Below are 22,158 nucleotides of genomic sequence, written 5' to 3' on the forward strand. Positions count from 1 at the left end.
CTCTGCGGACAGATGCTCACAGCCCGAGCAGCCGGCGGTACAGCTTGATGACGCTCAGGTGCAGCCCTTCGTGGTAAAGGCCGAGCGACAGGTACTCCCGTGGAGTCGACAGCAGGATGCCGGTCGTGGTCGTGTACGGCTCGACGTCTTCGTCGAGCCGCCCGTCAAGCGCTTCGCGCACGCGGCCGGGCTGGTCCCGCAGCAGCTCCAGCAGCTCCTCGAGCGTCGGTACGGGCTCTTCCTGATCCATCCACGAAGCCGGAGAGCTGCCGAAGTCGAACTGCGTCCGGAACGACGGCGGCAGCGGCGACGGAATTCCCGGCGCCTTGAACGCGAAGCGCTCCAGCACGGCGACGAGATGGCCGGCATTCCAGCGGATGGAGTTGCGGAAGCCGGACGGGATGAGGTCGGCCTGCAGCGGCGTCAGATCGTCGAGCTGACGGAGGGTGAGCGAGCGCACGGCCTCAAGCTGGCCGAAGATCGCGGAGTCGGGTCGGGTCATGGATATCGTCTCCTTTTCGGAACATGAGTCGGTTGCGGCGAGCGGCGGCATGGCGCGGCAAAGGGCTAGATCGGCAAGGTCCACTCCCGTACGAAGACGGCGGACCCGGAAATCTCCACCTCGCGCTCGCTGCCGCGCGGCACGACGGTCACATGCACCTTGCCGTCGCGGCCGACCTCCTGGCCTTGCTCGACCGTCAGGCGCAGCCCTTCCGGCGGCGCCGCTTCGATGAAGCGGTCCCAGTACGCGCCGAGCACGCCGGAGGCGGTGCCGGTGACAGGGTCCTCGATCGTGCCGGAATAGGGCGAGGAAAAATGGCGGGCGTGAAGGCGAGCATCCGCATGGACGGTCTCCAGGCAGAACGGATGGAGAGAGGCGCGCGGGAGCTCGGCCAGCAGCTCGGGGAAACGTCTGTTGTCGGGACGCATGCGGGCGCAGGCGTCGAGTCCGCGCACGGGCACGCACAGCGTCCAGATGCCCGTGCTGCCGTAGACGATCGGCAGGTCGGGATGCAGGTCCTGCTCCTGCAGCCCGAGGGCGTCGGCCAGCTCCGCGCGCGAGCCGCCGAACGGCAGGAAGCGCGGCGAGGCTTGGCGCATGACGAAGCTTGCCTTGCCGCTGCCGGCATCGCGCGAGATGCGGATCGGGAGCACGCCGGCAAGCGTCTCGATCGTGAGCCGGTCCAGCCCGTCCAGCCGGCCGGCGGTCTCCAGAGCGGCGAGGCAGGCGATCGTGCCGTGGCCGCACAGGTCCATCTCATGGCCCGGCGTGAAGTAGCGGATGCGGAAGCCGGCTTGCTCCGAAGGCAGCACGAAGCAGGTTTCGTTGAAGCCGACTCGCGCGGCGAGCTCGAGCATCTGGCCGTCGGCCAAGTCCTCGGCATGCAGCACGACGCCTCCGGGATTGCCTTGGCCGGGTTCGCCCGCAAAAGCATCGTAATGAAGAATAGTCGTTTCGGCTCTCATGCGGCTCCTCCTTTTTCCGCATTATAGCATGGCGTCTGTCAGAGGAAGGAAGATTCGTAGAAAAACACCTGCTTGCCATAAAAGCGCACCTCGATCATGGAAGCGGTTGCACCCTACACTGAAAGGGAAATGGTGGATAAATCGAGGGGGTCAATCGATGAAGCGAATCAGGTGGAAGCCGCTCGCGGCGGCGCTGCTCGCGGTGCTGCTCTGGATCGGCAGCCTGCCGGCGCTGGCGGGAGCCGCGGTGGCGGCGGACAGCGCGCAGCCGGAGCTGCCGCAAGGCAAGGTCCGGATCAAGAACCTGTGGAAGAGCAACTATCTGTACGAGGCGTCCGACGGCAAGGTACGCTACGGCAAGACGAATCCCGCAGACGAGTCGTCGCACTGGACGATCGAATGGCAGGAGGGCGGCGCGTTGCTGCGCAATGTCCGCACCGGCCATGTCGTGACGGCGGCAGGTGCCGGCGAGCTCGGCGCGGCCCTTCAGGCGAAGGAAGCCGGCGCGCCGGGGGCGGAGGAGCGCTGGCGCATCGTGCCGACGGCGACGCGGGACTACTACAATATCGTCAGCGCGGCCGACCCGGCGGGCAAGCGGGCGATCCACGAGGAGCGCCAGCTCGGCTGGGCCGAGCTCGGCTCCGACGTGAACCTCGGCTTCGACAGCCCGAAGTGGGCGTTCGTGCCGCTGGACGCGCCGCAGCCGGTGCAGCTGGAATCCCGCTATCATCCGGGACAGGTGATGGTCGAATATACGGCGAAGGACGGGGAGCCGACGGTCGGCTTCGCGGCTCGGCCGGCCACGGACCGGGCCTCCCAGTGGATGCTGGAGCCGGACGCGGCCAGCGGCTCGCTCGCGATCCGCAATGTCGGCTCCGGCCGCTACATCGTGCAGCGCGACCCGGACTGGGCGGCCGTGCGGACGGGCGAGCGGGACGCCGCGTCGCCCGGACGGACGCTGTGGAAGCGGGAAGCCGCGGACGGAGGCTGGTTCACGCTGGAGAACGCGGGGGCGCCCGGCAGCCTGCTGAACGCACAGTTTCCGGACGACACGGACGTGCGCTCGAACGGCTGGCCGGGCGGCAAGACGAATCCGACGGCGCATTGGCGGGCCATGCCGATCAGCGAGATCAAGCCCGTGCGCATCGCCGCGTATACGGACGCGCAGCGGCCGACGGACTTCATCTATGAGCAGGGCAGCGAGCTGAAGCATGGAGCCGTATCGGAGGCGCTCGGCAACGAGGCCGCCTCGCTGTGGCTCGTGGAGGACTATGATGGAGCGAAGCGGCTGCGGAGCGCGGCCAGCGGACGGTACATCGCTCGCGGCGGCGATGGCGAACCGGCGCTTGCGCTGCAGGCGTCCGCCGGAGACGGCTCGACGTGGACGTTCACCGAATCGGATGAGTACGACGATTACTTGACCATCGGCAGCGCTGCGGGCGAGGCGTCCTATGTAGCCGGCGCGGCGGACGGGACGGCCGGTCTCAGCGGCGATGCCGCGTCGCTCGGCTCGCAGTGGCAGCTGGCCGACCCGGACACGCTGCCTGCGGGCGACGGACCGGTCTACCTCCGCATCCAGAACGCCTGGGGGCCGGACAATGCCTTTTACCTGTACGAGTCGGAGGACGGGCTGCTCAAGTACGGCAACGCGCGCACGGACGGCCGGGACCAGTGGGTCATCCATAAGTTCGAGGGGCGCAAGCTGATCGAGAATCGGGCGACGGGCCACCATGTCCGGCTCGGCTCCGAGTACGGCGGCCGGATCGGGCTGGCGGCGCTGGCGGCAGGCGAGGAGCGCTCCGGCGGCTTCGTCTGGACGATCCGCAACGCCGGCGAAGGCGACATGCTGGTGAGCAGCGTGCGGGACAAGCATCCCGGCCGGCAGCCGCTGAAGTACGTCTCCATCCAGAATCTGACCAAGTACGCCGAGTATGGCGTCATTAATCCGGGCTGGTCGAGCCCGCGCTGGCGCTTCGTGCCGGTCGTGCCGGACAAGCAGCGGCTGTTCCGGTTCCGCATCGCCGGCACGGACGATCAGTATCTGCTCGACGTCCAGGACGGGGCGGATGCGACGGTCGGCATGGCGACGTACGGATCGGCGGATGCCTCCGATCCGGCCTCGGTCTGGTACCTTGAGGATGCCGGCGCCACAGGCGTCGTGCGGCTCAAGAACCAGGGCAGCGGCCGCTATGCGGCGCTGGAGAACATCGCGGGCCATGAGGCCGACGACGAGCCGGCGGAGTCGCCGCAGACGCTCGCTTCCGTCGGCTCCGACTGGGCCAGCGTCAAGTGGGCGGTCGGCACGGTGGCCGATACCGTCTACTCGACGATCCAGAGCCGCTGGGCCGGGCACTATCTGCTGGCCGGACAGGCGGCCGACGGCTCGCCGGCGATCCGGCTGAGCAAGGCGGCGGGCGCGGCCGAGCGGGAGGCGGCGCGCTTCATCGCCGAACCGGCGACGAGCGGGCCGAAGGCGCCGCCGCAGGAGCCGGTGCGCATCCGCTCCGCGTCCGGCCAAGGCTGGCTGTACGAGAATCCGTCCGGCATCGTGCTGTACGGCAGTCCCGGCGAGCGGGACGGCTCGTCCCACTGGACGCTCGAGCGCTTGGACAGCGGCGGCTGGAGCCTCCGCAACCGGGCGAGCGGCCATCTGCTCCGCCTGAACGCCGACTATCCGTTCCTGGAAAGCCTGGCCGAAGGGAAGGCGGCTCCGGGAGCGGCGGCCTGGGCGGTCGAGCCGACGGCCGACGGCGGGGCGTGGCTGCTGCGCAGCCTGGACGGCGAATTCAGCGATGAATTCGTCCACATCGGCAGCGGAGCCGGCTATGCGGAGCATGGACTGGCGCTCGCCACGGCAGCGACGGCGCGCTGGCAGCTCGAGCCGGCGCCGGCGGAGATGGACGCGCCTGCGGCCGCAGAGCCGCGCCGCGCGGACACGTCGACGCCGATGCTGGAGGCGGCGAACGCGGTCACGATCGCGCCGTCCGGCGCGCCCGGCCTGAAGCTCGCCGATCGCGGCGGCAAGCCGCAGCTCCTGGCTGCGGACGAGGAGGATGCCTCGGCGCGCTGGCGGCAGGTGGACACGAACGGCCGCCAGCTGCTGCGCAACGAGGCGACCGGCTCGTATCTGGCGATGACGGCGGCGGGCGTGCCGGAGCTGCTGCCTGCCGGCGGCCTGCGCACGGCGGCGGGCGGACTCGCTGCGGAAGCGCAGTGGAGCGTGGAGGAGCGGCTCGGCTACCGCATCCTGCGCTCGATCCAGGGGGAGGGCTATCTGGCCGCTGCGGGCGGGGCTTCGCTCGCCCGATCCGGCGAGGCCGGCGACGCCGCTGTGCGGTGGAGGCTGGAGCCGGCGCGGGCGGATATCGTCTATCCCGCCGAAAAGGCGTTCAAGGCGGACGGCATGTATCGGTTCGCCGTGACGGCTCCAGAGGCAGGCGCGTATGCGATCCGCCTCGCGTGGGACGGAGCGGCGCCTGCCGCCGCCGAGCTGAAGGCGGCGGTGAACGGCTTGCCGGCTGCGGGCATCGCTGCCCGGGCGGGCTGGACGGCCGAGCTGCGTCGCGGCGTCAACGTCATCTCCGTGGCGGACGCAGGCAAGCTCCGCTCGCTGGTCGTGTCGGACAGCATCGCGCCGGACGATCGCGGCGCGACGGCGGCCTACGTCTCCTATGAAGCGGAGCACATGGATGTGAAAGGGGAGCGGATCGGCCCGTCGCGGCTGCATCGCACGCTCGCCTCGGAGGCTTCCGGCCGCGAGGCCGTGCAGCTCCGCCAGCAAGGCGACTATGTCGAGTTCGCCGCCGCAGAGGCGGCCGACGCGCTCGTGCTGCGTTATTCCATTCCGGATACGCTGGACGGCTCCGAGCAGGAGCGCACGCTGTCCTTGTACGTGGACGGCCAGTTCCGGCAGAAGCTGACGCTGACGAACCGGAACTCCTGGGTGTACGGCAGCTATCCGTGGTCGAACGATCCTGCGCAGGGCAGCGGCCACCGCTTCTATGACGATGTCCGCGCCTGGATCGGCGACGTTGCGGCCGGCTCGGTCATCCGGCTGCAAAAGGATGGCGGCGACGACGCGGCGTCCTACACGCTGGACGTCGTCGACCTGGAGCGGGCGGACGAGGCCTACGCCAAGCTGGACGGCTTCGTATCCGTGACGGATTACGGCGCGGTGTCCGGCGACGGGCAGGACGATACGGCGGCGCTCAAAGCCGCCCTGCAAGCGGCCGGAGGCGCGGACGGCGGCGTCTGGTTCCCGGCGGGAAGCTTTGATTTTACGGAGGAGGTGCTGGATCTCGGGAACGCGGTCATCCGCGGAGCGGGAGTCTGGCATACGGAGCTGAACGGCGCGCGCTTCTACGGCCACGGCGGCAAGGTCGGCGTCTATGACCTGTTCATCGACGGCAACGTGGCGGATCGCGACGACGAGGCGTTCGACAATGCGTTCCACGGCGCGTTCGGTCCCGGCTCGGTCATTCAGAACGTCTGGGTCGAGCATGCCAAGGCGGGGCTCTGGCTGACCCAGCCGATCGGCGAGAAGGTCCGCACGAAAGGGCTGTACATGGCCGGGCTGAGGCTGCGCAACCTGCTGGCGGACGGCATCAACTTCGCGGTCGGCACCTCGGACAGCCTGATGGAGCAGAGCGAGGTCCGCTATCCGGGCGACGACGGCATCGCGATGTGGTCGTTCACCGATCCCAAGCTGGCCGAACCGAACGGAGCGGAGCGTACGCCGAGCGTGAACAACGCGGCTCGCTTCAATACGGTGTCGCTGCCGTGGCTGGCGGACAACATCGCGGTGTTCGGCGGCGGGGGCAACCGGATCCAGGACAACCTGCTCCGGGATACGGTCGCGAACGGAGCGGGCATCGCCGTCTCCACTCGCTTCGCGGCGGAGCCGTTCGCCGGGGAGACGATCGTCGAGCGCAATACGCTCGTGCGCACCGGCAGCTACGACACCGGCTACGGCATTCCGCTGGGGGCGATCTGGCTGTTCGCCGGAGAGTCCGACCTGGCCGGCGGCGGGGGCAGCGTCGTCGTGCGCGGCAACGTGGCGCTGGACAGCGCGTATGCGGGCATCACGGTCCACGGCTCGCATGAGCTGGGCTCCGTGCTGCTGCAGGACAACGTGCTGGACGGCATGGGGACGAACGGCCTGGAAGCGGCGAAGACGAAGACGGACAACGAGCAGGGCTATCCGACCGGCAGCATGCGGATCGACAACCTGATCGTGCGCGGCGAGCGGATGAAGGACGCCTTCGCCGGTCCGCCGGCAAGGCTGACGTTCGAGGAATGGAACGAAGGCTTCGCTTCGCGCGTCAAGCCGTTCTCGGTCAGGCTGGAGGACGGACAGGATTCGCGGTTCGTCCTGACGGCCGGAGCATCATCGGCTCTGGCCGTGCGGGATGCGGCCGGGACGGACCGGACGGCCGATGCGGCCGTCACCGTCCAGCCGCCGGCCGCAGCCTCGTACGAGGACGGTCGCCTGACCGCGCTGGCGGCCGGTCAAGCGGCGGTGACGATCCGTCTCGGCGGCGCCGAGCGGAAGTACACGCTGACCGTGAGGGAGGCGGACGCTGCAGCGACGCCGACGCCGGATACGGGAGCGACGCCGACGCCGGATACGGGAGCGGGTCCGTCCGCGACGCCGACGCCGAGCGCGACGCCGACGCCGACGTCGGCACCGGCGCATGCGGCGGAGCAGGCGCTGCTCGCCGCCATCGCGGACGGCAAGGCGGAGGTGCTGCTGCCGCTCGGCGCGGACGGCAGCCTGCGGCTGAGCCTGGACGCGCTGTCCCGCGCGGCCGGGGCCAAGCCGCAGCCGCAGCTGCTCGTGCAGGCGGGAGGCGCCGAGCTGCGCCTGCAGCCGGACGCTCTGCTGCGCGCGCTGCGCACGACGGCGGCGGTAGCGGGCGCGAAGCCGGAGCTGGAGCTGCGGCTCGGCGCGGCGGATGAAGCCGCTGCGGCGGCGCTCCGCCGCGCCGCGCTGGCGGCCGGGTTCCGCCTGGCGGGCACGGCGGTGGAGGCGAGCATCGACGCCGTCTGGGCAGGCGGCTCGCAGCCGCTGGCGTTCCGCCCGGCCGACCGGCCGCGGCTGAGCATCGGCGCGGAGGCTGGCGCGAGCGCGCTGCTGCGGCTCGCCTCGGCGGACGGCGCAGCGGCGGGGCTGCCGGCCCGCTTCGCAGGCGGCAAGGCGTCGGCGGCTCCGGCCGGCGGAGGCGCGTTCGCCGCCGCCGCCCGCTCGGCCGCGGCGTTCGCCGACACGGCCGGCCACTGGGCTGCGGCCGACATCGCCCGCCTGGCCGGGCTCGGCCTGGCGCAAGGCGCGGGCGGCCGCTATGAGCCGGCGCGCGCCATTACGCGCGCGGAGCTGACGGCGCTGCTCGTCCGCGCGCTGCAGCTGCCGGCCGGCGACAGCGAGCGCGCGCCGCGCGACGTAGCGGCAGGCGCCTGGCATGCCGAGGCAATGCGCGCGGCGCTGGCCGCCGGCCTCGCGCAGGGCGATGCGGACGGACGCTTCCGTCCGAGCGCGCCGGTGAGCCGCCAGGAGCTGGCGGCGCTCGCCTCGCGGGCTGCAAGCCAGCTTGGCGTGGCGGCTAAGGCTGCGGGCGCGGCATCGGCGGCTTATGCCGACGCGGGCGCCATCGCGCGCTGGGCGACGGAGCCGGTCGCCGACGCGGCCCGCCTCGGCCTGATGGCCGGCGATGGCGGTCGGTTCGAGCCGGCCCGCGCCGTCACCCGCGCAGAAGCGGCGGCGGTGCTCGTCCGCCTGCTGCGGCTGGCGGAGCTGATCTAGCTCGGCGCCGGGCTTGCGCCCGGCCCGCAGCGAGCGCAAGCAAAAACGGGATCAAGCGGAGAACATGCCGCTTGATCCCGTTTTGCTTGCCGATGCGAAGCTTTATACTGAAGATCACGACATTTCGAACAAAGGAGGGAACGCCATGATGCCGATCAAGCTACCGCTGGAGCAGAAAAAGGAGCTGGCGGAAAGCCTGCAGGACTTCGCGGACCGCGAGCTCGACTTGCCGCTCGGAAGCATCGCCGCGGAGGCGCTGCTCGACCATATGATCGCCGCGCTGGCTCCGCATCTGTACAACAAGGGCGTCGACGACGCGATGAAGCTGCTCGGACAGCGGATGCTGCAGGTCGAGGACGACCTGCATGCGCTCAAGCGGACGATCCGCTGAGCGGCCGGCTGCGGGAATCCGCAGGCATGCTCGGACGAACGCTCGAACGAACGCCATCCGCAGCTCGAACCAGCCGCGAGCATGCCGAAAAGGGACCCGACAGCCTGAGCTGCCGCGTCCCTTTTTGGCATGCGTCTTGTTGTCGGAGACTCATGAGCCGATCCGGCCGGACCGGCTCATGAGCACGCAGGCGGCGTCTCAAGCTCCGCTTGCGGACTGCTCGAATTCCGCTTCCCCTCAAGCTCCGCTTGCGCACCGCTCGAATTCCGCTTCTCCTCCAGCTCCGCACGCGTACCGCTCCGAGTTCCGCTTTCGGATCAAGCTCCGCTCGCGCTCCGCTTCCGATCTGCTTGCAGTCAGCCCGGCATGCGGGCCAGCTTCGTCCGGAGCATCGGCGCATAGTAGGCTTTGAGCGACTCGAACTCGGGCATGATGCGCGCCAGATGCTGGACGGTGCCCATACCGGCATGGCGGCGGTACAGCGTGAGCGGCTCGTTCAGGTAGTGCATGCCGACGTCATGCAGCGCGATCCGCGCCCACAGGTCGTAGTCATGCGCGTAGGGCAGGCCGGGGTTGAACCATCCGACGTTCTGAATCAGGCTTCGCAGCATCATGACGGTGCAGCCGTTGACCGGGCAGAAGTCGAGCATGGAGGCGATGAACGCTTTTTCCGTCGGGAACTTGACCATGCTGCACAGCTGCGTGATCTGTCCGGTCTCGTTGATCGTATTGAAGTCCGTGAAGCAGAACTGGGCGCGCTTCTCCAGCATGTAGGACACCTGGTTCAGCACCTTGTCGCGGGTGAACAGATCGTCGGAGCTGAGCCAGGCGACGTACTGGCCGGTCGCGCATTGCATGCCGTAGTTGAGCGCGGTGGCCGTTCCGCCGTTGGCCTTGCTCAGATAGACGATGCGATGGCGGTACGGATCGAGCAGATGCTGGTTCGAGGTCGAGCCGTCGTCGACGACGATGATCTCGATCGACGGGTAGGACTGATCGAGCACGCTCTGGATCGCTTGCGGAATGTACGGGCAGTTGTAGAACGGTATGACAACCGTGACTAACGGCAGCATAGCGGGCATCACCTCATCGGATAAGCTGTCACCTCTATCCTATGAGCCTCGCGGCGCCGGCGATAGGGACAGCTGACGCGAGGCGGCAGCCCAAGTTGCCGTTGTTTCCCATCGGCCGCTTGAAGGAAGTCTCGGCCCCGTCGACGCGCCCTCCTATAACCGCCGCGCCTGATGCCGACGCAGGAGAGGAAGGCCTGCTTGGCTACAGCGTCCAGCGGAGCAGCAGCCCCGCCTGCGTGAGCCCGCCGCCGAAGCCGTACAGCAGCACGAGCTGGCCCGGCTGCAGCCTTCCGTCGGCGGCCGCTTCGCGGAGCGCGATCGGGATGGACGCGGCGGAGGTGTTGCCGGTGCGCGCGAGCGTCGTGACCGTCCGCTCCAGCGGAATGCCGGTGCGCCCGCTCATCGCCTCCAGGATGCGCATGTTCGGGTTGTGCGGCACGAACCAGTCGATCTCCTCCGGCGACACGCCCGCTTCGTCCAGGAAGGCTCCGATCTCCTCCGGCACGCGGGAGACCGCCCAGCGGTAGACGGCCCGGCCGTTCTGCACGAGCTTGCCGCCGATGTCCACGGCCTGCCCGCCGATCCGATCGGCGGTCGCCGCGCGGTACAGCTGATGGCCGTCCAGGCCGTCGGTGGCGGCGTGGGCGGCGAGCCAGCTGCGCTCCTCGTCCGGCTCGCCGGCCTCGACGAGCACGGCGCCCGCGCCGTCGCCGAACAGGATGCAGGTCGTGCGGTCGGTATAGTCCGTGATGCGGGACAGCGTCTCCGCCCCGAGCACGAGAATCTTGCGGAAGGCCCCGCCGGCGATGAGTCCGCCCGCCATATGGAGCGCCGACACGAAGCCGGCGCAGGCGGCCGACAGGTCCGCCGTTCCGGCTCTCCGCATGCCGAACTCCGCCTGCACGAGCGCGGCTGTCGAAGGGAAGCTCATGTCCGGCGTCGCCGTAGCGACGAGGATGTAGTCCACATCGTCGATCGCCCTCGGATAGCGCCGCAGCAGATCGCGCACGGCCTCGATGCAGAGCGAGCTCGTGAACTGGCCGTCGGCGGCGATGCGCCTCTCGGAGATGCCGGTGCGCTGCACGATCCATTCGTCGTTCGTATCGACCATGCGCTCCAGATCGGCGTTGCTCAGCACCTGATCGGGGACGTAAGAGCCGATGGCGGTAATCCTTGCGGGGGTGGACAGCGCGCCGGCTGGACGGGTTCGATTCATGAGAGTGCCTCCTTTGAGTGATGAATGCCAATCAATATTAGTATCTGGTACTAGTACCTACCATAACTTCATCGGCGGCATCCGTCAAGGAGCGTCTCTTCTTGCAAAAGCTTGCGTTCCTCAGGCTGCCCTTGACTTCGCCTCTCGTTTACGTCCGCATGCTTGTCCGTTAGAATAGACAGAATAAAAAATGGAGAACCGTAGAAAGGGTGCGTCGGCTTGAGCGAACTGACCTGCAACGTATTGATCGTGGATGACGAGCTGCTGGCCCGTCAGGGCATCAAGCATCTGCTCGACTGGGAAAGCGAGGGATTCCGCATCGTCGGCGAGGCGTCCAACGGCAAGGAGGCGCTGGAGCTGATCGAGCGGCTGTCCCCGCATATCCTCATCACCGATATCGTCATGCCAGTCATGGACGGGGAGGAGCTGGCCCGGGAAGTGCGGATCCGCCATCCGGAGATCCGCATGATCGTGCTCAGCAGCTTCAGCGAGTTCGACTACGTGCGCTCGACGTTCCAGAGCGGCGTGCAGGACTACATCCTCAAGCCCAAGCTCGATGCCCAGAAGCTGCTGGCCGCGCTCAAGAAAATGGCCGCCGGCATTCCCGAGCTGCGCGGCATGCGGATGGGCGGCCCCAAGCAGCAGTCGCTTCGCGCCTTGCTCGACAAGGCGGCCGCCGGCTTTCCGCTCGGCGACGGCGCCGACGGAGCGAGGCTGCTGCAGGAGCAGCTGCCGCATCCCGCCTTCGCGGTGTTCGGCGCCAGGCTCGATGCCGACAGCCCTGCCTCCGGCACGTCGGCGGCGTGGAAGGAGCGGCTCGAAGCCCAGCTCGCCGAGCTGCCTGAGGCCGGCCGTTTCGCGGCCGCAGCGGAGCTCGGGGCGGGCCGGGACCTGGTCCGGGCGCTGCTCAACTTCGACCCGGCGGACCTGCCGCTGCTGGAGGCATGGCTGGAGCGGCTCGAAGCGTCCGCAGCGGAAGCCGGCTGGCCCGTGCTCGGCGCGCTCGCCGGGCCGTTCGACTCCCTGAGCGGACTGCATGCGGCGATCGAGCGGCTGCCGGACCTGATGGAGCGCCGCTTCTTCCACCCGGAGCGGCGGTTTTTCGCGACGCTTCCTTCCAGCGCCGGAGCGGATGCCGGCGCTCCGTTCGATGCGTCCGCCTTCGAGGCGGAGCTCGGCGGCCAGCAGTTCGAGGCGGCGTTCGCCCGGCTGCGCGTGCTCGCCGCGTCGCTGGACGGTTTTCAAGGCATGCGCGTCCAGGAGCTCAAGTCCTTCATCGGCCATCATCTGTTCCACGTCATCGTCGCGCTGCTCCGCCATCAGTACCCGGCGGCCGCTCTCGACGAGCGCAAGTACGCCTATTTCCGCGACATCCATGAAGCCCGCTCCGCTCAGGAGGCCGGGCAGACGATGCTGCGCTTCCTGGAGGAAGCCGAGAGCTGCGTCGCCGCGCGCCAGCGGCCGGGCGGAAGCCAGGCGATGCAGAAGCTGCTCGCCTACATCCAGGAGCATTATGCCGAGCCGCTCCATCTGGCGGACGTAGCCCAGCATTTCCACTTCAGCCCGTCGTACCTGTCCAATTACTTCGCCAGCCACAACAAGGAAGGCTTCAGCGAGCACGTGAACCGCGTGCGCATCGAGCAGGCATGCCGGCTGCTCGCGGATACCGACGGCACGATCGCGGACATCGCCACCCGAGTCGGCTATGCGGACAACAGCTACTTCACCAAGGTGTTCCGCAAGTACATGGACCAGTCCCCGAGCCAGTACCGCAGGTCGGCCCAGGAAGGAAGGGACATCCGATGAAGGAAGCCGGCAGCCGGCTGTCCCGGATCGGCCTGTTCGGCAAGATGTTCCTCATCATGGTCGTCAGCACGATCGCCGTCGGAGGGATGACCTCGTGGGTGACGGTGCATGTGTCGCAGCAGCTGTTCCTGGACACGTTCAGCCTGACCAACGCCAAGGTCGTCAGCCAGATCAAGCGCAACTTCGAGGCGTTCCACTACTCCATCCTGAGCGCTTCGAACGAGGCGGCGCAGAGCAGCACGATCCGCAGCTTCCTGACGCAGAAGGAAGGCAATTCGCTGAACGAGCACAAGGCCTACTACTCCATGACCGCGCAGATGACCCGGATCGCCGCCGGCCTCGATCAGAACGAGGTCGGCACCGTCATCCTCGGCGAAGGCGCGCGCAGCTTCTTCAGCGAGCGGTCCTACTGGACGAAATCGGCCGCCGCGCTGAAGCGGCAGGCGCTGGCCGAAGCTCAGCCGGAGAACGCCAGCCGGCTGACGTACCGGCTGCTGCTGGAGCAGGACGGGACGGCGGGCGAGCCGGTGCTCACGGCGACGCGCAAGCTGATCTCCCGCACGACCGGCAAGCCGTACGGGACGATCTATTTCATGCTGCCCGAGCGCGAGTTCAGCCGCTTCTACAGCACGTTCGCGAGCACCGGCAACGACCTGCTCGTGCTCGACCGCGACGGCACGATCGTCTCGAGCAACTTGACCGGCCGCATCGGAGGCCGCGACGCGCAGCTGCTCGCCGGAGCGGAGCGGATCCGCGTGGAGGGGCTGGACTCGCTCTCCATCGGAAGCGGGGAGGGCAGCCGGCTGATGGTGTCGCAGCATCTGCCCGAGTACGACTTCTACATCGTCAATCTCGTCGACAAGCAGCTCATCCGCGACATGCTGCCGGTGACGCAGATCGTGCTCATCGGCGCCGCCATCGTGTCCGCGGCGCTGCTCATCCTGCTGCTCATCTCGCGCCGTCTCACCCGCTCGCTGCGCCTGCTCGTGCGGCAGATGTCGAGCGTGACGAAGCGCAACTTCCACAACTACATGCCCGTCAGCGGCAGCTACGAGACGCGCCAGCTCGGGACGGCGTTCAACTACATGCTCGACGAGCTGAATGCCTACATCATGCAGCTCGTCCAGACCCAGCGCGAGCAGCGCAACGCCGAGCTCGCCGCGCTGCAGCGGCAGATCAATCCGCATTTCCTGTACAACACGCTCGCCTCCGTCAACATCCTCGTCCAGCGGGAGGACAAGCAGAAGGCGACCGAGACGATCCATGCGCTCATCTCGCTGCTGCAAAACTCCATCAGCCACGTGGAGGAGACGATCACGGTGGAGCAGGAGGTGCAGAACCTGAAGGACTACGCCTTCATCAACGGCATCCGCTACGGCAGCGGCATCGCGGTCGACTACTTCATCTCGCCGGACTGCCTCGGCGCCGAGGTGCCGAAGCTGATCCTGCAGCCGTTCATGGAGAACGCGTTCTTCCACGCGTTCAAGGAGAGGGAGAGCGGCTACATCTACGTCATCGTCGCCCGCGAAGGCGGGACGATGCTGTGCGAGATCGTCGACAACGGCGACGGCATGGACCTGCAGGGAGGGCAGGACAGCCTGCCGGACTCCCAGAGCAACCGCCAGCTGTTCAGCGGCATCGGCATCCGCAACGTCCATGCCCGCATCCTGCTGCTCTACGGCAAGGACTACGGCGTCACGATCCGCAGCAAGCCGGGCGAGGGGACGCGCGTGCAGGTCCGGCTGCCGTTTACGGAAAAATCCGGGGCCGGGCCTGGCGAAAGCGAAACATAATCCAAAAAGCCAAAAAAAAGACCAATCGCAACCGCCCCTTCCGGGGCGGTTTGCTCTAAAACCACCAAACTCCATAGAGATCGTCCTAACGGCGGAATTCCGGTTTTTGATAAGATTTTTGGTGAAGGCAAGCGCTTTCCTAAAGCATGAGAAGGGGGATCTGCACGATGAAGAAACAGATGGCATTCGCCATGCTCGCCGGCGTCATGGCGCTCACGGCTTGCTCCAGCGGCAACAATGGCGATCAGGAGGGCCAAAGCCCGGACGGCGGCGACAACATCACGGTCTGGGCATGGGATCCGAACTTCAACATCGCGGCGATGAAGCTGGCGAAGGAAGCTTACGCGGCTGAAAATCCGGACGTGAACGTCGACATCATCGAATACGCCCAGGCGGACATCATCCAGAAGCTGAACACGGGCCTCAACTCCGGAACGACGAGCGGCCTGCCGAACGTCGTGCTGATCGAAGACTACCGGGCGCAAAGCTTCCTGCAAGCCTATCCCGATTCGTTCTACAAGATGTCCGATTTGATTCAATCGGATGACTTCGCGGAGTACAAGATCGCCTCGACGAGCCTCGACGGCGAGCAGTACGGCGTGCCGTTCGACACCGGCGTGACCGGCCTGTACGTGCGCAAGGACCTGATGGAGCAGGCCGGCTACTCGGTCGATGACCTGCAGAACATCGATTGGGACCAGTTCATCGAGATCGGCAAGGCCGTCAAGGAAAAGACCGGCAAGGCGATGCTCACGCAGGACCCGAACGACCTCGGGCTCATCCGCATGATGATCCAGTCGGCGGGAGCCTGGTACACGGCCGAGGACGGCACGACGCCGAGCCTGAAGGACAACGCGGCGCTGAAGGACGCGTTCGCGACCTACAAGAAGCTGATGGAGTCCGACACCGTCAAGATGATCTCCGACTGGAGCCAGTTCCTGGCCGGATTCAACACCGGCGACGTCGCGACCGTGCCGACCGGCAACTGGATCACGCCGTCGGTCAAGGCGGAGGCTTCCCAGTCCGGGCAATGGGCCGTCGTTCCGATGCCGAAGCTGAAGAACACCGCTTCCTCGGTCAACGCCTCCAACCTGGGCGGCAGCTCGTGGTACGTGCTCAACGTCGACGGCAAGGAGAAGGCGGCCGAATTCCTGGCCCAGACGCTCGGCTCGGACGCGGACCTGTACCAGAAGCTCGTCACCGACGTCGGCGTCATCGGCACGCTGAAGGCGGCGACCGAAGGCGAAGCGTACAACCAGGAGGATGCGTACTTCGGCGGACAGAAGGTCGTCAGCGACTTCGCGGCCTGGACGCAGAACATTCCTCAAGTCAACTACGGCATGCATACGTATGCGATCGAGGACATCCTCGTGACCGCGATGCAGGCTTACCTGGGCGGCGCGGACCTCGACAAGGCGCTGAGCGATGCCCAATCCCAAGCGGAGTCCCAGCTGGGCTAATCCAACCGTCAGGCAAGCAGGCCGTCCGCGAGGACGGCTTGCTTCGTCACGGTCCATTTTCCTCCTAGAAAGGAGCCGATCGAATGAAACAGACGGCTATCGTCCGCAATCGACTTCAGCCGAGATGGACGGGATGGATGTTCGTCTCCGTCGCGGTGCTGATGATCTTCCTCTTCTACTTCTACCCGATGCTGCAGGCGCTGCTGCTGTCGTTCAAATCCGGCACCGGAGCGCGGATCGACTGGACCGGCTTGGACAACTACAAGCGGCTGGCGAGCGATCCGGTGTTCTGGACGGCGCTTAAAAATACGTCCCTGTACCTGATCGTGCAGGTTCCGGTCATGATCCTGCTGGCGATGTTCATCTCCGTGCTGCTCAACGACAGCAAGCTGCGCTTCAAGGGCTTCTTCCGCACGGCGATCTTCCTGCCCGCCATCACCTCGCTCGTCGCGTACTCGGTCGTATTCAAGTACCTGTTCGGCGCGGAAGGGCTCGTCAACCAGGCGCTGCTGAAGCTCCATCTGATCGACGCGCCGCTGCAATGGATCACCGATCCCGTGCTGGCCAAGATCACGATCATCATCGCCATCACCTGGCGCTGGACCGGCTACAACATGATCTTCTACCTGTCCGCGCTGCAGAACATCGACCCGTCCATCTACGAGGCGGCCCGCATCGACGGAGCATCTCCGGTGCGCCAGTTCTTCTCCATCACGACGCCGATGCTCAAGCCGATCATCCTGTTCACCTCCATCACGTCGACGATCGGCACGCTGCAGCTGTTCGACGAGATCATGAACATCACCAAGGGCGGGCCGGGCAACGCCACGATGACGATCTCCCAGTACATCTACAACCTGAGCTTCAAGTACACCCCGGACTTCGGCTATGCGGCTACCGTCTCCTACACGATCGTAGTGCTGATCGTGCTGCTTTCCATCCTTCAGTTCAAAGCGGCAGGTGATAAGAAATGAAATCGCTCAAACGAACGCCGATCTACCTGTTCCTGACCCTCGCGGCCGGCATCTCGATCTTCCCGTTCCTCTGGATCCTCTCCAGCGCGACGAACAAGTCGATCGATGTGTCCAACGGCCGCCTGCTGCCGGGCTCGAGCCTGCTGGACAACTTCCGCAACCTGACGGAGCAGGTCGAGCTCGGACAGGCGCTTTGGAACTCCGCCAAGATTTCCGTGACGACGACGCTGCTGGCGCTGCTGATCGCCTCGCTCGCCGGCTACGGCTTCGAGATCTACCGCAGCAAGGCGAAGGACATCGTGTTCAACATCCTGCTCGTCTCGATGATGATTCCGTTCGCCGCGATCATGGTGCCGCTGTTCCAGATGTTCGCGGGCATCTCGGGGTTCTTGCCGGCCATCGGCATCAACACGATCGCCTCGGTCATCCTGCCGACGTTCACGACGGCGTTCCTGATCTTCTATTTCCGCCAGAGCTCTAAGATGTTCCCCAAGGACATGCTCGAAGCGGGCCGGGTGGACGGACTGAGCGAGCTGGGCCTGTTCTTCCGGATCTACGTGCCGACGATGAAGACCAGCTACGCCGCAGGCGCCATCATCACGTTCATGTCGAGCTGGAACAACTATCTGTGGCCGCTCGTCGTGCTGCAGACGCCCGACAAGCGCACGATCCCGCTGCTGATCTCGAATCTGGGCTCGAGCTATTCCCCGGACTACGGCATCATCATGATGGCGATCGTCGTCTCGACCTTGCCGACCGCGCTCGTGTTCTTCCTGATGCAGAAGCATTTCGTCGCCGGGATGGTCGGGTCCGTCAAGTAAACCGCAAAGGAGAATCGTACGATGTCAGATCGACAAGCAACGCTGGACTGGCTGGGCGACCCCGCCGTCTTCAAGGTGAACCGGCTGGACGCCCATTCGGACCATCGCTACTACGCCACCGTGGAGGAGGCGGAGGCAGGCGCGCCGATGAAGATGCGCCACAGCCTGAACGGAAGCTGGTCGTTCCACTATGCGGCCAATCCGTCGTCCCGTCCGGCCGATTTCCATGCCGAGGGCTTCTCGACCGCCGGCTGGAGCACGATCCAGGTGCCGGGCCACATCCAGCTCCAGGGCTGGGGACAGACGCAGTATGTCAATACGATGTACCCTTGGGACGGCGTGGAGGCGCTCCGTCCGCCGCAGCTGCCGGAGCATAATCCGGTCGGCAGCTACGTCAAGGAGTTCGACCTCCCCGCATCGATGGACGGCCGTCCGGTCCATGTGTCCTTCCAGGGCGTGGAGACGGCCTTCTACGTGTGGCTGAACGGACAGTTCATCGGCTATGCCGAGGACAGCTTCACGCCGTCGGAGTTCGACCTGACGCCGCATGTCCGCAGCGGGACGAACCGCCTCACCGTCGCCGTCTACCAGCGGAGCACGGGCAGCTGGCTGGAGGATCAGGACTTCTGGCGCTTCTCGGGCATCTTCCGCGACGTCTATCTGTACACGACGCCGGACATCCACGCGTATGACCTCGAGGTCCGCGCCGACCTCGACGAGACGTACCGCCTCGGCACGCTGTCGGCCTCGCTGCGGCTGGCGGCCGAAGCTCCCGCCGGCAGCTACGCGCGGCTGCGGCTGCGCGATCCGCAAGGAGCCGTCGTGGCGGAAAGCGCCGCGCTGCCGCTGGACGGAGCGCGCGCTTCGGCCGTGCTCGACGCAGGCGAGGTGCAGCCATGGAGCGCCGAGCTGCCGCGCCTCTATTCGCTGCTCGTGACGATCCACGCGCCCGGCGGCGAGCTGGTCGAGGCGATCGTGCAGAAGGCCGGCTTCCGCCGGTTCGAGCTCAAGGACAAGCTGATGCTCCTCAACGGCAAGCGCATCGTCTTCCGCGGCGTCAACCGCCATGAGTTCAACTCCCGCACGGGCCGCGCGATCGGCAAGGAGGACATGCTCCGCGACATCCGCATCCTCAAGCAGAACAACATGAACGCCGTCCGCACGTCCCATTACCCGAACCAGACGCTCTGGTACGAGCTTTGCGACGAGTACGGGCTATACGTCATCGACGAGATGAACCTGGAGACGCATGGCTCCTGGCAGAAGATGGGCGCGGTCGAGCCGTCGTGGAACGTGCCGGGCAGCCTTCCCGAGTGGCGGGACATCGTCCTCGACCGGGCGGCCAGCATGGTGGAGCGGGACAAGAACCATCCGTCCATCGTCATCTGGTCCTGCGGCAACGAATCGTACGCGGGCGAAGTCATCCGCAGCGTGGCGACCTATTTCCGCGAGCGCGATCCGAGCCGCCTCGTCCATTACGAGGGCGTGTTCCACGACCGCGAGTTCGACGACGCGAGCGACATGGAGAGCCGCATGTACGCCAAGCCGGCCGACATCGAGGCGTATCTGAGCGACGATCCGCAGAAGCCGTACATCAGCTGCGAGTACATGCACGCGATGGGCAATTCCGTCGGGGGCATGCACCTGTACACCGAGCTCGAGGACAAGCATCCGCTCTATCAGGGCGGCTTCATCTGGGACTACATGGACCAGGCGCTCGTCCGCAAGGACCGGTACGGACGCGAGCATCTCGCCTACGGCGGCGACTTCGGCGACCGCCCGACGGACTACAGCTTCTGCGGCAACGGCATCGTGCATGCCGACGGCACCGTCTCGCCCAAGATGCAGGAGGTCAAGTTCCTGTATCGGAGCTACCGCCTGACGCCGTCGCGCGAGTCCGTCGCGATCCGCAGCGTGGCGCTGTTCGCGGGCACCGGCCATCTGGAGCTGGTGAGCCGCCTGCTGCGGGACGGGGTCATCCTCCATGAGGAATCGGCGGGGCTCGACATCGGACCGGGCGAGGAAGCCTCCGTGCCGATCGGGCTGCCGGAGGGCAGCATGGACGCGCCGGGCGAATACGTCATCGAGGCGTCGCTGCGGCTGCGGGACGATCAGCTCTGGGCCGATGCCGGCCATGAGGTGGCGTTCGGCCAGACGATCATCCGCGTCGAGCCTGCGGACGCCGCCGAGCCTTCGCTCCCCGCCGGCGAAGTCTCCGTCGTGGAGGGCGACGTGAACATCGGCGTCTATGGCCGAGGCTGGCAGGCGCTGTTCTCCAAGCAGGCGCATAGCCTCGTCTCGCTGCGCTACGGCGGCCGGGAGCTCGTCGAGACGCCGCCGATGCCGCTGTTCTGGCGCGCGTCGACCGACAACGACAAGGGCACGGGCATGCCGTTCACGCACGGCGCCTGGCTGGCCGCCAGCATGGCGCGCCGCTGCGCCGTCTGGGAGCTGACGCAGGAAGCCGGCACGGCCACGGTCGCGTATCGCTACGTCTTCAGCACGGCGCCGGGCGTAGAGCTATCCGTCGCCTACACGGTCCGCGCGGACGGCACGATCCGCGTGCGGACCGCGTACAAAGGCGCCGCCGGCCTGCCGGACCTGCCGATTCTGGCGCTTGCGTTCAAGACGTCGGCGGACCTGGGAGAGACGCGCTGGCTGGCGCTCGGTCCGGAGGAGAACTACTCCGACCGCAGCCATGGAGCGCGCCTCGGCACGTTCAGCCGCGCGGTCGCGGACCTTCCGTCCCGCTACCTCGTGCCGCAGGAGTCGGGCAACCGCACCGGCGTGCGCCGTCTGGACGTCCTGGACGCCGAGGGCAAAGGCTTCGCCGTCTCGGCGGCCTCCGAGCCGCTGGAGTGCAACGTCTCGCCGCACAGCGCGATGGAGCTGGAGAACGCCGCCCATGTCTGGGAGCTTCCTCCCGTCCATTTCACGAACGTGACGATCGCGGCCCGGCAGCTCGGCGTCGGCGGCGACGACAGCTGGGGAGCCCCGGTCCATCCGCAGTTCCGCATTCCGTCCGATCAGGACTACGCCTTCGAGTTCATCCTCGGGCCAAGCCAGGACTGACGGCCAGCAGCAGCCCTCCGCTCATGGAGGGCTTTTTTTCGTTGCCGGCAGCCGGCTGCTTTCCTGCCAGCGATTGTTCCGCATACGGCCGCCTGCCCGGGGCGACACTACTACAGCCGTTCCCGCGAGCGGAGCGGACGCCCATGACATGGAGGTTTTCGAATGAAGCATCCCTGGAAAGTGCTTGCGGCCGGCGTCGTCCTGACTACAGCTCTGGCGGGCTGCGGCACGCATCATGGCGAGCTCGGCAACAAGAACATCCGGAACAGCAACATCGGCAACTACCGCCTGCTGGACAAGCGCTTCGCCGACGACAACATGAACGAGATGAACCGCGTCGACGGCCGCCAGCTCAACGGCAACAACATCATCGGCAATCATCGCAACTATCATCTGAAGTCCAATCGTCAGATCGCCGGAACGGTCAAGAAGATCGACGGCGTGCGCGACGCCTACGTCATGACGACCAACGACAACGCTTATGTCGCGATCGGGCTCAAGGGCGAGAGCATCGTCGGCAGCACCAATACCCGCTCGGGAACCCAGATGGGCTATTCCAGCTCCAACACGGGCCCGATCGCCTCGAACGATGGCCGGATGACGGCCAAAAGCGGCGGCATGGGTATGAAGAGCGGCATGAGCATGGAGAGCGGCAAGAGCCGTCTGAACGGCAGCATGGACCGCATGAGCGAGCGGCTGGGCCAAGGCATGGGCCAGGCATTCGACAACACGATCGACCAATACGGCCGGATGGGCGAGAAGCGCGAGAACAACGGGTACAGCTCGCGGTCCAACGGCTCCAACGGCTACGGAGGCGCCTCGGCGACGAACCGTCGCGGGCATAGGATGGACGGCCTCGCCGACAACAACAACATCTACATGGCCCGGAGCCTGAACGATGGGTTCAAGACGCAAGTCGCCAATGCGGTCCGCAAGAGCATGCCGAGCATCGACAAGGTGTTCGTCTCCTCCAACCCGGACTTCTTCAGCCGCATGCAAGGTTACGACAATGACGCGAAGCAGGGCCATCCGATCCAGCCGTACCTGGCGGAGTTCAATGCCATGGTGGAGCGGGTGTTTCCGAACGTGGACGACGGCAGCGCCGGTACGCAGAAGAAGCTCAGCGGCCTGGACGCGCATATTTTCAAATAAAAGCAGCGAAAGCGGCCGCAGCCGATGCGCCAAGCGCCTTCAGTCGCCCCCGAGAAGGGCGGCTTTTTTTTGCAGCATTGACAAAAACGGGCGGCGCGATCACTATGTGTACATATTCGATCAAGCAGCAGGAG

Annotated in this window: 13 protein-coding genes; 9 read left to right on the forward strand and 4 right to left on the reverse strand. The window is 66.7% G+C overall.

The window, feature by feature from the left end:
- Positions 1 to 16 precede the first annotated feature (16 nt).
- Together HGI30_RS07575 and HGI30_RS07580 are read right to left on the reverse strand one after the other, a co-directional pair.
- Positions 17 to 502 (reverse strand): DinB family protein, encoded by a 486-nt coding sequence (locus tag HGI30_RS07575; RefSeq protein WP_168907071.1) that lies wholly within the window; start codon positions 500 to 502, stop codon positions 17 to 19.
- 65 nt (positions 503 to 567) lie between these two features.
- Positions 568 to 1,467 (reverse strand): PhzF family phenazine biosynthesis protein, encoded by a 900-nt coding sequence (locus tag HGI30_RS07580; RefSeq protein WP_168907072.1) that lies wholly within the window; start codon positions 1,465 to 1,467, stop codon positions 568 to 570.
- 157 nt (positions 1,468 to 1,624) lie between these two features.
- Between HGI30_RS07580 and HGI30_RS07585 the strand changes: the two genes are divergently transcribed.
- Positions 1,625 to 8,266, forward strand: coding sequence for an RICIN domain-containing protein (locus HGI30_RS07585; RefSeq protein WP_168907073.1), 6,642 nt, complete (start codon positions 1,625 to 1,627; stop codon positions 8,264 to 8,266).
- A gap of 145 nt (positions 8,267 to 8,411) precedes the next feature.
- Positions 8,412 to 8,657 (forward strand): DUF2164 domain-containing protein, encoded by a 246-nt coding sequence (locus HGI30_RS07590; RefSeq protein ID WP_028597766.1) that lies wholly within the window; start codon positions 8,412 to 8,414, stop codon positions 8,655 to 8,657.
- Between the two features lie 356 nt (positions 8,658 to 9,013).
- Here HGI30_RS07590 and HGI30_RS07595 read toward each other — a convergent pair whose 3' ends face one another.
- The gene (locus HGI30_RS07595) at positions 9,014 to 9,730 is read right to left on the reverse strand and encodes a glycosyltransferase (protein ID WP_168907074.1); all 717 of its coding nucleotides are present in this window, start codon (positions 9,728 to 9,730) and stop codon (positions 9,014 to 9,016) included.
- Positions 9,731 to 9,932: 202 nt separating this feature from the next.
- A complete protein-coding gene (locus tag HGI30_RS07600) occupies positions 9,933 to 10,946 on the reverse strand; it encodes a ketoacyl-ACP synthase III (RefSeq protein ID WP_206110042.1) in 1,014 nt (337 codons plus the stop codon).
- Between the two features lie 219 nt (positions 10,947 to 11,165).
- Here HGI30_RS07600 and HGI30_RS07605 point away from each other — a divergent pair, with 219 nt between their 5' ends.
- The 7 genes from HGI30_RS07605 (at position 11,166) to HGI30_RS07635 (ending at position 22,024) form a co-directional block, all read left to right on the forward strand.
- A complete protein-coding gene (locus HGI30_RS07605) occupies positions 11,166 to 12,752 on the forward strand; it encodes a response regulator transcription factor (RefSeq protein ID WP_168907075.1) in 1,587 nt (528 codons plus the stop codon).
- Positions 12,749 to 14,545 (forward strand): cache domain-containing sensor histidine kinase, encoded by a 1,797-nt coding sequence (locus HGI30_RS07610; RefSeq protein WP_168907076.1) that lies wholly within the window; start codon positions 12,749 to 12,751, stop codon positions 14,543 to 14,545. The genes HGI30_RS07605 and HGI30_RS07610 overlap by 4 nt, the downstream gene beginning before the upstream one ends.
- 167 nt (positions 14,546 to 14,712) lie before the next feature.
- Complete coding sequence (locus HGI30_RS07615; RefSeq protein ID WP_168907077.1) at positions 14,713 to 16,005, forward strand: ABC transporter substrate-binding protein; 1,293 nt, start codon at positions 14,713 to 14,715, stop codon at positions 16,003 to 16,005.
- An 83-nt stretch (positions 16,006 to 16,088) separates the two neighbouring features.
- On the forward strand, positions 16,089 to 16,979 hold the full coding sequence (locus HGI30_RS07620) for a carbohydrate ABC transporter permease (protein ID WP_168907078.1): 891 nt from the start codon (positions 16,089 to 16,091) through the stop codon (positions 16,977 to 16,979).
- Positions 16,976 to 17,800: a carbohydrate ABC transporter permease gene (locus HGI30_RS07625; RefSeq protein WP_168907079.1), complete on the forward strand. Its 825-nt coding sequence runs from the start codon at positions 16,976 to 16,978 to the stop codon at positions 17,798 to 17,800. The genes HGI30_RS07620 and HGI30_RS07625 overlap by 4 nt, the downstream gene beginning before the upstream one ends.
- A 21-nt stretch (positions 17,801 to 17,821) precedes the next feature.
- Positions 17,822 to 20,872: a beta-galactosidase, LacZ type gene (locus HGI30_RS07630; protein WP_168907080.1), complete on the forward strand. Its 3,051-nt coding sequence runs from the start codon at positions 17,822 to 17,824 to the stop codon at positions 20,870 to 20,872.
- 162 nt (positions 20,873 to 21,034) lie between these two features.
- On the forward strand, positions 21,035 to 22,024 hold the full coding sequence (locus HGI30_RS07635; protein WP_168907081.1) for a YhcN/YlaJ family sporulation lipoprotein: 990 nt from the start codon (positions 21,035 to 21,037) through the stop codon (positions 22,022 to 22,024).
- The last annotated feature ends 134 nt before the right edge of the window (positions 22,025 to 22,158 follow it).

The organism is Paenibacillus albicereus (assembly GCF_012676905.1).
Lineage (GTDB): Bacteria > Bacillota > Bacilli > Paenibacillales > Paenibacillaceae > Paenibacillus_O > Paenibacillus_O albicereus.